Source organism: Pseudopedobacter sp., assembly GCF_040392825.1.
Classification (GTDB): Bacteria; Bacteroidota; Bacteroidia; order Sphingobacteriales; family Sphingobacteriaceae; genus Pseudopedobacter.
The window spans coordinates 1-13,372 of record NZ_JBEBVH010000097.1; the positions used below are offsets into that span (position 1 = coordinate 1).

The 13,372-nt window shown below is 37.1% G+C and carries 8 protein-coding genes and 1 pseudogene; all 9 read left to right on the forward strand.

Translation table 11 applies throughout. The features are described 5' to 3' along the window. A pseudogene (locus ABWO41_RS08700) lies at positions 1-186 on the forward strand (hypothetical protein); the annotation flags it as partial. A gap of 11 nt (positions 187-197) precedes the next feature. Beyond that, a complete protein-coding gene (locus ABWO41_RS08705) occupies positions 198-2,009 on the forward strand; it encodes a beta-N-acetylhexosaminidase (RefSeq protein WP_353136534.1) in 1,812 nt (603 codons plus the stop codon). Positions 2,010-2,126: 117 nt separating this feature from the next. Continuing rightward, entirely contained in the window at positions 2,127-3,032 is a 906-nt protein-coding gene (locus ABWO41_RS08710) for a glycerophosphodiester phosphodiesterase family protein (protein WP_353136537.1), read from the forward strand. Positions 3,033-3,174: 142 nt separating this feature from the next. Further along, complete coding sequence (locus tag ABWO41_RS08715; protein WP_353136540.1) at positions 3,175-3,765, forward strand: RNA polymerase sigma factor; 591 nt, start codon at positions 3,175-3,177, stop codon at positions 3,763-3,765. Positions 3,766-4,499: 734 nt separating this feature from the next. Further along, positions 4,500-5,612: a FecR family protein gene (locus ABWO41_RS08720; protein ID WP_353136543.1), complete on the forward strand. Its 1,113-nt coding sequence runs from the start codon at positions 4,500-4,502 to the stop codon at positions 5,610-5,612. Between the two features lie 226 nt (positions 5,613-5,838). Beyond that, on the forward strand, positions 5,839-9,150 hold the full coding sequence (locus ABWO41_RS08725; protein ID WP_353136545.1) for a SusC/RagA family TonB-linked outer membrane protein: 3,312 nt from the start codon (positions 5,839-5,841) through the stop codon (positions 9,148-9,150). 18 nt (positions 9,151-9,168) lie between these two features. Next, entirely contained in the window at positions 9,169-10,443 is a 1,275-nt protein-coding gene (locus ABWO41_RS08730) for a RagB/SusD family nutrient uptake outer membrane protein (protein WP_353136548.1), read from the forward strand. 18 nt (positions 10,444-10,461) lie between these two features. After that, entirely contained in the window at positions 10,462-11,412 is a 951-nt protein-coding gene (locus ABWO41_RS08735) for a phosphodiester glycosidase family protein (protein WP_353136551.1), read from the forward strand. A gap of 13 nt (positions 11,413-11,425) precedes the next feature. Then, positions 11,426-13,198 (forward strand): right-handed parallel beta-helix repeat-containing protein, encoded by a 1,773-nt coding sequence (locus ABWO41_RS08740; RefSeq protein WP_353136554.1) that lies wholly within the window; start codon positions 11,426-11,428, stop codon positions 13,196-13,198. Positions 13,199-13,372 lie beyond the last annotated feature (174 nt).

A 13,372-nucleotide genomic window follows, 5' to 3' on the forward strand; every position in this document is an offset into this window, starting at 1 on the left:
AGAAATAACTATGAGAAAAGTGCACCTACTCCTGTAGTCAAATACGACAAGGATAACGATGTACGTATAGACTATATATGGGTAAGTGAACCGCTAAAATCTAAAATCAATACAGCCTTTATGATTAAAAATGTGGATACGGATAGAATATCAGATCATTATCCACAAGTATTGGTATTAAAATAAATAAGAAAAATATGAAGAAAACCACTATTTTAATTTGGGTCATGTCGCTCGTTTTTATACAGTTAAAGGCCCAAGAAAATGCTTCTTTAGGAATTATTCCTGCGCCGGTAAAAATAAATATGAATGTTGGAAATTATGATGTTTCTAATAAGATAAGTGCAGAATTTATTGGATTTAATAATTCAGAAAACTTAAATGATTTTTTGAGACAATTACCACTTATAGATGTACAGAAAAAGAATGGGTTAAAATTGATACTAGATAAATCGTTACCACTCAAAGAAGAAGGATATAGGCTGACGGTGACAAAAGAAGGAATTATAATAAGATCATCAACAGAACGTGGTGCTTTCTATGGATTGCAAACGCTTTTACAAATCCTAAATACAAACCAAACTGAGATTCCATTTCTTGAGATTGAAGATTATCCAAGATTTGCTTATAGAGGTTTGCATTTAGATGTGGGCAGGCATATGTTTCCGGTGAGTTTTATAAAGGAATATATAGATATGTTGGCTTATTATAAGCTAAATACTTTTCATTGGCATTTAACCGAAGACCAGGGCTGGAGGATAGAAATTAAAAAATATCCTAAGCTCACCACCATTGGAGGTTTCAGAGATCAGACATTAATTGGTTACCTGCGAAACAAACCGAAACAATACGATAACGAAAAATATGGTGGTTTCTATACTCAGGAAGAAGTAAAGGAAGTAGTAGCTTATGCCGCATCTAAATATATTACTGTTGTACCTGAAATAGAAATGCCCGGACATGCTTTAGCGGCACTTTCCGCTTACCCTGAGCTGGCTTGCGGTAAAAATCCGGCTTCCTTCAAAGCAGCTTATGAATGGGGTGTTTTTGATGATGTTTTTTGTGCAGGAAAAGAACAGACCTTTAAGTTTTTACAAGATGTTTTGGATGAAGTATTGCCTTTGTTTCCATCTGAATATATTCATATAGGAGGAGATGAATGTCCGAAAACCAAATGGAAAACCTGTGAATTCTGTCAGAAAAGAATTAAAAAGGAAAAGCTGAAAGATGAGCATGAATTACAGTCTTATTTTATTCAAAGGATAGAGAAATATCTCAACAAAAAAGGCCGACAGATTATTGGGTGGGATGAGATTTTAGAAGGTGGATTAGCCCCTAATGCAACCGTGATGAGCTGGAGAGGAACCAAAGGCGGAATCGCTGCGGCAAAACTTTCGCATAAAGTGATTATGACGCCTGGTCCGTACCTCTATTTCGATAAGCAAGAAAGTAAATCAAGTGAAGAGCCATTAACCATTGGCGGTCATGTTCCTTTGTCTAAAGTATATTCATACAATCCGGTTCCAGATGAACTGACAAAAGAAGAGCAAAAATATATCATTGGCGTACAGGCTAATCTTTGGACAGAGTATATCAGAACTCCAGAAAAAGTAAGGTATATGATTTATCCACGAATTTTCGCATTGTCGGAAATTGCCTGGACTCCCCTTGAAAATAAAGATTGGAAAGATTTTTCTGAAAATAGAGTTGCAGCACATCTTGGGAATTTAGATCGAAAAGGTTCAATATATCGTGTGCCAGAACCTATAGAAGCAAAAGATACCACGTTGATAGGCGAAAATTTTGAACTGAAATATAAAGTACCAGTGAAGGGAGCAGCTATTTATTATACTATTAATGGCAAAGTTCCTTATGACTTTGATTTTAAATATGCCGATGCTGTTAAAGTATCTGTACCTAAAGGAGAGGAAAGGATACTAAAAAGTGTCGTGATAACACCATCAGGAAGAAGAAGTGTAGTGGTGACAACAATTTTAAAAAATAAATAATGATTATCTAAAATATAAATATGAAAAGATAATAATTCAAAAAAAATTATTGTAGAATAATATTAATATTTTCGTAATCGAGTTTTTAAACCTTAATAAATTACCGAAAGCAAAATTATGTTAAAGAGATTAAGCATTAAGATTGTCATACTTTTTCTGTATTTCAGTCCACTCGCACTTTTAGCCCAAACCCATGTAGACAATATCAGAAAAAAGCTTTACGACAAAAGTAGTAAGGAGGTTTTAGTAGTTGCTCATCGTGGAGACTGGCGTTACGCCCCGGAAAATTCACTGGCGGCGATAGAAAATGCCATTAAAATGGGGGTTGATATTGTGGAGATTGATATTCAGAAAACCAAAGACGGGCGGCTGATTCTGATGCATGATAAAACATTAGACAGAACTACTACGGGAAAAGGAGCTGTTAGTACCTGGACATTAGATTCTATACGAAACCTGAATCTGCGTAATGGTGCAGCGATAAGAACCATACATAAAGTGCCCACATTGGAAGAAGCTTTATTGCTGTCTAAAGGAAAGATCATGCTGAATCTGGACAAGGCTTACAATGTTTTTGACGAAGTTTATGCATTGTTGGAAAAAACAGGTACGGTAGATCATATTATTATGAAAGGTACGGCGCCTTCGCAAAAAGTAAAAGAACAGTTTGGTAAATATCTGGATAAAGTAATCTACATGCCTATTGTAAATCTGGATAAGCCGAATGCACAGAAGATGATAGACGATTTCATTAAAGAATTAAATCCGGTTGCTTTTGAGCTTCTTTATGTTAAGGATGCTAATCCTTTACCAAAAACATTAGCCAATAGCCTGAAGGGTAAAAGCCTGATCTGGTACAATACATTATGGGATACTATGGCTGGAGGACATGATGATGATATGTCGCTGAAAGATCCGGAGAAAGGCTATGGTTACCTGATTAAGGAATTAAATGCGAGAATTATTCAGACAGACAGACCGCAATATCTGATTGATTATTTAAAGAAGATTAGGCGAAAATAAGGAGATAAGTTTTCTGACTTTAGATAAGGCCTTCTAAATATTATTCATTTGGGAGGCTTTTTTTATAGTCAAAACATGTTAGGCTAATTCATGTTAATTTAATAACTTAGTAACATTGTAAGCCTAAATTCGCCTTAGCGAAATGAATGATATAAGAATTAACGAACCCGAGCTGATAAAAAGATTCTTGGAAAGCGATGAAAAAGCATTCCTGCAGATCTTTAATTTCTACCATAAGGGGATTTTGTCTTTTATCCAAAAATATGTTCATTCAAATGACATGGCGAAAGATTTGACTCAGGAGGTGTTCGTGAAAATCTGGGAATGCAGAGAGAAGCTTACAGAGGTAAAATCGTTTAAGGCTTATTTATATGCAGTGGCGAAAAACCATACGCTGAATGCATTGAAGAAAGCGTCACGTTCTCAGGAAATTATGGGGGAAATAGTAGATGCTTATTTTATAGGAACAAATACCACAGAAGAAAAAATACTAGATAAAGAATATCTTTATTACCTCAACAAAGCTATAGACCAATTACCCGATAGAAGTAAAGAAATTTTTAAGCTCTGCAGAGAACAAAAAAAATCATATGAAGAGGTGGCTTCTGTAATGGGAATCTCTAAAAATGCCGTAAAAAACCATATGGTTTTCTCTATGAAACAGCTCCGTCATACTATAGAAGGAGAATTAGGTATATCTCTTAGTGTTTTGATAGCTGTTTTCTTTAATTAATAAGTCATACAGAACTTTATATTAATCATTTCGGGAGAGATTGTTTCGTCAATTAAGAAAGAGGTTCTTCTGAAATTTTCTATACGCTGTAACTAAAAGACAAGATAAATCAATAGTATTTCTCGTATCAATAAAATTAGTTCAATCAATAAAATAATGTAAGTTCGGTTTAATCTGGGCATGAAAATAATTTCACCCATTAAGGGTTTTTGATGTACATTATCTGAAATTCTTGCTATAAGAATTTCACTACTTAGTTTTTTTAGGCTCACGAATTATCGCATAGGCATCATTTAAGAACAAAAAGTATCAGAAACTTAGAAAAATAGCCATTTCACGTTATTCTGATCCTGCATGCAAGGGTATTACCTTTATTATGGGATGCTTCAAAATTGATTTGATAATCGTTCTGGATTTAGCAGCTTTAGGCAGCGCTGCAGTACCACCGTAAGTACACCGTAGTAGGACCGTTAGCGAACCAATAGTATAGACTCAACGGGCTTTTGCGGACTTTAACGGACTTTTGCAGACATTTATGGAGTTTATAAGGATTTTTGGATTTTAATAGGAAGGCGAATGAGTTAAGTTAAGAAAAAATACCCAAAGAATGTACCTCATTTTTATCAACCTGAAACTTGTATGAGGGAGAAAGTTTAACCTTGTCAAAAAAAATTAAAAAAATTGCTACCCTATGTGTTCTTTTTATTGTCTTAGTGATAAAGAGTTAATATTGAATGGAAGAGCAATTCTACAAAGAATTAGTTAACAGATATCTGAACAAGCAATTGAGCGAGAAAGAACTGCAGGTATTTTTTTACCTGTTGGATGAAGGTAAGTTGGAAAAATACCTACTGGAATCGATGGAAAACGATTTACAGGAGGATTCGATTGAGGCAGAGCCATCTGTAGCTAAATTTAGCTACCTGAAATATGTATACCGGGTAGCAGCTGTTCTGGCAATTATAGGCCTGGCGTTTTCATTCTATTTTTATTCGAATAAAGATAATGGAGGTAACAAGTTAACTTCCAAACAACTTTCAGCACCGGTTGTTCCGGGAGGAAATAATGCCATTTTAACACTGAGCAATGGTAAACAAATTATATTGAATGATGTTGCCAATGGAACCCTGGAACAAAACAGTAGTTTTTCGGTAGAAAAGCAAAAAGATGGATTATTGGTATTTAATACTAAAGACCTTGTTTCAAATGCGGGAAGTACAGGCGTAAATAAAATAGAAACACCACGGGGTGGAATTTATCAGGTGATCCTTCCAGACGGTTCTCATGTTTGGCTAAACAGTGCATCCAGTATTACATTCCCTGCTCGGTTTGCCGGCAATGAGCGTAAAGTTACCATTAAGGGCGAAGCCTATTTCGAGGTAGCTCACAATAAAAAGAAGCCGTTTAAAGTCTTAAGCGACCAACAGGAAATAGAAGTATTGGGAACAAAATTTAATGTGAACGCATATAAAGACGAATTGCTTACAAGAACAACTTTGCTCGAAGGAAGTGTGAAGGTGAGTACTACGGCAACATCTCAATTACTTAAACCGGGTTATCAGGCCCAAATGCGGAATATAAAACATTTGGATATTGCCCGGGCAGATCTGGAGTCTGTTATGGCATGGAAAGACGGTTTTTTTCAATTTGACAGGGTAGATATTCAAACGCTGATGCGCCAGCTTTCCAGATGGTATGATATTGAAGTGCAATACAGAGGAGAGATTCCGAAAGATGAGTTTGTAGGGAAGATTAAGCGTAGCGCTGATATTGACAACGTATTGGAAATTTTAAGATATGGAAATGTAAAGTTCCAGTTGATAGGAAGAAAACTAATTATTGGATAACAAACAGAAAAAATGCATATGGATAGAAGCTAACAGTCTAAAGAACAAAAAAACGGAAGTGCTACCAACACTCCCGTCAAAGCCTTAAGAAGGCCCGTTCAAATCTTAAGAGAATTATTAATTGCGAATCAATAACCTTTAATTTAAACATTACAAAAGTATGAAATTAATCTTTTGCGGGAAAATACCAATCCGTAAAGTATACCCATCGAAAATTTTTTTGGTAATGAAACTCACCGCTTTTTTGATCACGCTAGGCATACTTCAGGTAAGTGCGAAAAGTTATTCTCAGAAAGTCAGTTTTTCTGGCGAGAACATTCGTGTAGAAAAAATACTGAAGGCAATAGAAAAGCAGACAGGCTACTACCTTTTTTATAAGTACAATGAGATTAAAGATGCAAAAATCATTAACAATCTCGACTTAAAAAATGTAGAGTTAAAACAAGCCTTGTCAGAGATTTTCAAGGATCAGCCTTTCGAGTATTTTTTAAGAGAAAATACGATTATCATCAATAAAAAAAACAGTACCAAACCTTTTGAAATTCCTTTGCAACAAATTTTTATTAATGTAAAAGGTACAGTGGTTGACGAAAAAGGCGAACCCTTACCTGGTGCTTCTGTAAGAATAAAAGCAGGGAATATAGGTACAATAACAGACACAGATGGTGTTTTTGCATTAAGAAATATAGCCGAGGGAAGTATGTTGATAATCAGTTTTACGGGATTTGAGACAAAGGAGATTGAGGTAAAAGGTAATACTGATTTACGGATATCACTTAAAACTGCACAATCTGAGCTGAATGAAATTGTGGTTGTTGGTTACGGAAGTCAGCGGAGAGACTTGGTTACAAGTGCTATAGGGAGTGTAAAGTTTAAAGATGAGGATATCAGACAAGTTTCTTCACCGGCCAGGATGTTAGAAGGTAAAATTGCAGGTGTAAATTTATCTGTAGGTTCTGGTAATCTGGCTTCTGGAGAACGAATTTCAATCAGGGGAACTTCTTCTATCAGTGCGGGTAATAATCCTTTATATGTAGTAGATGGTGTGCCCATAAACAATTCGAACATGTCTATTTACGATTTTGGGGAGACCTATAGCCCTTTGGCTGCCTTTAACCATGCTGATATTGAATCTATTGAGGTACTTAAAGATGCTGCATCTGCTGCTATATACGGTTCAAGAGCAAGTAACGGTGTTATCCTGATTACTACAAAATCGGGAAAGAGCGGACGAAATGTTGTAAAGGTAGATGTTACTACAGGTTTCTCTGAGTTTGCCGATAAAAACAAGCTGAAAATTGCGAATTCTGACCTTTATGTATTGCAGTTTAATGAAGGACAGGAAAATTATAATAGACAATACGGTCTGCAACCGGGAGATGCTAACTATAAAATTCCGATATCTAACCCTTTCGGAAATATGTCTGATACCGATTGGCTGGGCTTAATCCTCCAAAAGGGATATTTCAAAAATATCAATACTAATTTTTCGGGAGGTACAACGAAGACCAAATATTATGTGGGTGTAGGTTTTACAGATCAGGAAGGGGTTGTTCATAATAATTCTATCAAGAAATATAATCTGAATACTAAATTCACGCATCAATTTACTGATTGGTTAGAGATTGGTTTCAATAACATGGGGAATTATATCCGTAACAATCAGGTTCCGGGAGCAAACTTAGGTTCTACTATTTTAGCCAGGGCAATTGAACAGAGACCTTTCGACAGGCCATATAAACCTAACGGAGATTATTATGTTGGTGGAACTGATGAACTGATGCGTCATAATCCAATTCAAATATTAAATGAACAAACTGCATATGTAGACAATTTCAGGTATTTAGGGACATATTATGGTAAGATAAATTTCAACGAGAACATCTCTTTTAAATCTTCATTTAGTGCAGATATCGGCTATACTTACGATTATACCTATTATAACGAAAGACATCCTTATGGAACTGGAGTAGGCAGGTTGTTGGATGATAATAGGCTGATACAGAATTATCTGACTGAAAATGTGCTGAACTATACCAATACTTTTGGCAAATATAGCTTAAGCGGTTTATTGGGGCACTCATTCCAAAAGTTACATAGCAGAAACTCGAATATAGATGCCCGTGGGTTTCCTACGCCTTCCCTGGGAGTGGTATCTGTGGCTTCTGAAATAACCAGCGCAAGTGGCGCACCAAGCGAATACGCATTAGAATCTTATTTTGGAAGGGCTACAGTTTCTTATGACGACAAGTACATGTTCACAGGAACGCTTAGAGCAGATGGCTCTTCCAAGTTTCGGTCTGATAACAGATGGGGGATTTTTCCTTCCTTGTCTTTCGGATGGAATGTTTCCAAAGAACAGTTTATGGACGGCACTGATCTGGATTTGAAATTACGGGCGAGCTATGGTAAAACAGGTAATCAGGAAGGAATAGGAAACTATGCTTACCAGCCTTTAATTGCCGGGGGGCAAAATTATGGAGGACTTAGCGGAATTTCTGTTTCTACTTTTGGAAACGAAAACCTGACCTGGGAGAAAGCAGATCAGTACGATCTGGGTTTTGATATTTCTTTGTTTAAGAGAAGGGTAAATTTATCTCTGGATGCTTATTATAAGAAAACGACAGATTTATTGTATAGTATGCCTATCCATGCCACCAGTGGTATGACAAGTATCATATCCAATATTGGATCTATGGAGAATAAAGGGATAGAGTTTTCTGCAAGTACAAACTTTAAATTGGGGCCGGTAGTGTGGAACTCTAATTTTAACATTGCACATAACAAGAATAAAATTTTATCTCTTATAGATAACGAGAACAAGCCGATTTCTATTGGCGATAATCGCGCACTCGTAGTGGGCAGAGATATAGGTTCCTATTATCTTTTTGAATCGCAGGGTATTTATCAATACGATGGAGAGGTTCCGCAGACACAATTTGATTTAGGCGTTAGAGCCGGAGATGTTAAATGGACAGATTTAGACGGAAACAATATCATTAACGATAACGACAGGGTTGTTGTAGGGTCATCAAATCCTAAATTTTCTGGCGGATGGAGTAATAGTTTCAGGTACAAAAAGCTGCAATTAGATGTTTTAACCACCTATAGCTACGGAGCAAATATTTATGCTGCATGGAAACCAAACGGGTTGGGACGTATTGGTTATAGATTTGCCCAATTGGAGGAATATGTACAAAACCGTTGGACGGGGCCAGGTACAACTAATGTTTATCCAAGAGCGATAGCAAGTGAAACCTTTAATACACGTAATTCAACCAGATTTCTGGAAGATGCATCGTTTATTAGATTAAGAGCGCTCACATTGGGATATCTACTGCCTGAATTTACCGTAAGAAAGCTAAAAGTAAGTCAGATCAGGCTTTTTGCGCAGGTAGACAACTTGTTTTTATGGACGAAATATTCCGGATGGGATCCTGAAGTCAATACCAATTTAGATCCCAGATTTTCTGGTATAGATGCATTGAACAATCCACAGCCCAGAACTTATAGCATAGGAGCAAATATTAGTTTTTAAAAAATTAAGCTGTACAAAATGAAAAGGAAATATTTATATATAATGATGCTTGCGAGTACGATTTTAGGTAGTTCTTGTGCCAACAAATTGGATCTTTATCCATACTCGTCTGTATCACCAGATGCAATTACTGAAAAAGATTTGCCGGCATTACGTATAGGAATGTATAACGATATGCAGAATGATCCTGGAGTGCATGCTTTTATACTTTTTGATATTTTAGGAGGGAATCTGCATACGGCTTCGGGTTCACCGCTGGATTTGATTAACTCACAGCTAAGTCCGCTTGGTGGCGCTGTTTCTACTGGCTGGAACGGTTATTATGGTGCACTTTATCAGGTAAATAATGTGATTTCGATATGCGAAGGACTGGAACCAAACAGTGTAAGGAATACTGCTTTGGGAGAAGCCTATTATTTTAGAGCATATATTTACTATAGCTTGCTGACCAGATGGGGAGGTGTCCCTATCTATCGCAAGAATTCGCTTGAAAAACTATCAAGAAATACCAAAGACGAAGTTTGGGCCTTTATCGAAGAGAACCTTACAGAAGCAGAGCAGCTATTGGGAGAGTCATCCAGCTATTATTATGTTTCTAAAGATGCTGTTTCGGCATTAAAAGCAAGAGTATATTTGTGTCGTGGAAATAAACCAGCTGCGGCCACAACAGCAGAGAAACTGATTACTTCAGGTAAGTATAAGCTAGATAGCTTCGAAAAAATATTTAGAAAGCTTTCTAATACCGAGATCATTTTTGCCTTTGAAAACAGAACCGAAGAATCCAGTATTAACATTTCCGATCTGTTTTATTCTTATGCACATCCTAATAAAGGACAGGGGAATTATAGGGTTTCACAGCAGATGGTTGATGCTTTTGTTAGTACGGATAAACGCCGAGATATTTCCATTACAAATATTGCAGGAACTTTTTGTGTAAATAAGTATCCTAGTGGTCAAACAGGAAGAGATCCGGTAATTATATCCAGAATTTCGGAATTGTATTTAATTAGTGCAGAAGCACAGGGAAGAGTGGATGGTATCGCCAGATTAAATGAGTTACGTCGTTTCAGAGGCCTTCAGGATATAACTGTTAATTCAGATGAACAATATCAGGAAGCTATACTGAACGAAAGAAACCTGGAGCTATTCGGTGAAAATTTCAGATATTATGATTTGGTGCGTACGAATACAGCGGTACAGAAACTTGGAATTTTAGACTATCAGACAGTATTGCCTATTCCAGGTCGCGAATTACAATATAACACCAATCTGGAACCTAATCCGCACTACTAACTTAAAGGAGAGATTAAAATGAAAAATATAAAATATATATTACTACCGTTAGGGTTCACCCTGTCCATGCTGATAGCGGTAGGATGCAGTAATGATGAAGGCGCAATTAAACCTTATGAACAATTTGTTGCCAATCCAAAAACGGCTGTTGCTACCAAAGTAGTCAATAATAGCGACTTAATTGCCAGTATCACTTCAGATACAACTTATAGTGTTACCAGTGGCGTCGAGGCTACAGAAGTTCGCTATTTATCAAGCACCGGTTTATCTATGAAAGCTTTTGTTTTCGAAATAGACTTGACCAATCCTCAAGTACGTATAGAAGCTTCTACGCCTAATAATTCGCCTTCTTTTGGCATGCAACCTATGACAAAGCAAGCCACATATGAAGATTTTGAAGAACATAAAGTATGGGCTGGTATCAATGCAGATTTCTATAATATGGATACCGGAGTGCCACAGGGTATTGTTTATAAAGAAGGTCTGGCCATTAAGACTACTGTTACAGATGCTTTAAATACATTTTTTGCAATTACTAAAGACGGTAAGGCGCTTATTGGCGATCAGCAGATGTATCCGGATATCAAAAATAACATTCAGGAAGCAGTAGGCGGAAGAGTTACCTTATTGAAAGATGGGGTTGCTGTTCAGCAGGTTGATAAGAGGTTGGAGCCCAGAACCTGTATTGGTGTAAATCAGGACGGAACAAGGGTTTATATGTTAGTGGTGGACGGCCGTAATTTTCATTATTCCAATGGGATGAATTATGATGATTTAGCGAAATTTATGAAAGCGCTCGGAGCTTATCAGGCTATTAACCTGGATGGAGGAGGTTCAAGCACTTTTTTTATTAGAACAACTCCATCTTTTGATGCCGACAGATTTGCTGTAAGAAACTGGCCAACAGATAATGGCGGTAAGGAAAGGTCTGTTGCCAACGGTTTAATCGTAGTTTCTGTAACCAATTAAAATGCTTGTAATCATGACAAAAAAATCGATAATATTCCAGCTACTGGGCATGATACTGTTTTTTACGAGTATAGTTTCCTGTCGAAAAATAGATCAGGAGAGTTTTACGCCCAAAACACCAGAAATAAGTTTCGAACAGCAGGAAGTAAGAGTGGGTAATGATGTAGATACTATTGAGGTAGATTTAAAATCCAATTTACCATGGCGTGTTAAAACTGCGGCCAATTGGTTGTCTGTATTAAATACCAATGGTTCTGCAGATGAAAAGGTCAGAGTCGCCATCCAAAAAAACAGAACGACAACAGAACGTGAGGCGACATTGGAGGCATATATTACAGGAAATGATAAATCAGAGCTTACCATTATTCAAAATGCTGGTGATCCGGCACCAGATTATACGCGTCATTTTTACGTACGAACAGATGGCTTGGAAGGAAATGACGGGCTTTCGTGGGGTAAATCTACAACCTTAGATGCAGCTTTAGACAGAGCATTAAGTGGAGATATTATCCATGTTGCTGCTGGAACATACAAGCCAACGGTAAGTATAACAGGAGGTAATGTTGCTACCAATGCAGATAAGACTTTTGAAATATCACAGAATGTTAAGCTTATAGGCGGCTATCCGGAACAGGCAACAGTTGGCGCCGTTGCTAATCCGGAAGTTAATAAAACCATTTTAAGTGGTCAGCTGGCGACAGGAAAAGTTTATCATACCGTGGTTGTAACAGCGTTGCTGGAACAGGACAAACAGGTGGAAATAGATGGTTTTACTATTAGAGACGGAAGCGCATATTCTGCAAATAGTTCGGTTACCATAAACGGAATTGCAGTAAACAGAAGCTATGGCGGAGGTATGATTATAGCTGGTAGTAAAGTGGAGATTAAAAATAGTATCATTTCCAATAATGAAACTTCTACCCATTGTGCCGGAGTGTTTTTAACAGGTAATGCCCATGTAACGTTTAGAAATAGTTCTGTATCCAGTAATTCGGGTTTAGTAGCTACAACAAACGGAGCAGGAATCTGGAATGATGGTTCTACACTTTACATGTATGATAGTGAAGTAGTAGGGAACAGAGGCGGTGGTGTAGGCGGTGGAATATATGCCATAAATACAGCCAGAACTTCATATAATTATCTGTTTAATGTTACTATAGCGAATAACGAGGTGGGGACTATGGGTGCTACTACCCGTACCGGAGCAGGTATATACGCCCGCGAGAAGTCTAAATTTGTTATAGTAAACAGTACCATTTATGGTAATAAGAACAATGGGTCTGCATTTGGAGCGGGTATATCTCTGTATGGGGTTTGTACAGTAGACTTAGTTAATTCAACAGTTTCTAATAATGATGGTGGACAAGGCAATACAGGGGCACCTGCTGGATCCGGAATTTACAATAATCCGGCTCATGCCAATATTCTAAATATCTACAATTCCATTGTATCTGGTAATATTGGTGCAACAACAGAAGTGGGAGGTACAAATATTTCCCGTTCTTCCGTTATTGGAACAGGAGTATTCAACTACGATGGTGTTTTAGAGGCTGGTCAAAGTTTCGATCCGACAACCGCATTTAATCCCTTTGGAAGATATGGAGGTTTTGGTCAAACTATTCCACTGGCGAGTTCGGCAAGTGCGGCAGCAAAATTGGGAATGAGCACTTTACAGCTACAGATTTTAGCTTCAAATCTGGCTTTGGAAAGCGCTCTGTTATCTGTTGATCAAAATGGAAAAAGCCGATCTGGTAAAACAGTAATGGGAGCTGCAATTCCTCAATAGTTTAAATAAATTGAGGGTGTTTCAAAAACACGACCTTAGAAAGAGACCTGTCTGTCGATAGGCAGGCTCTTTTTTTTAATGCTTCTGAAGACGATTCTTTTCCGAAAGTATTCGGAAATCAAGACAAAAAACTTTTGAAACACCCTTTTATAAAACATTTTATGAAATATTTTA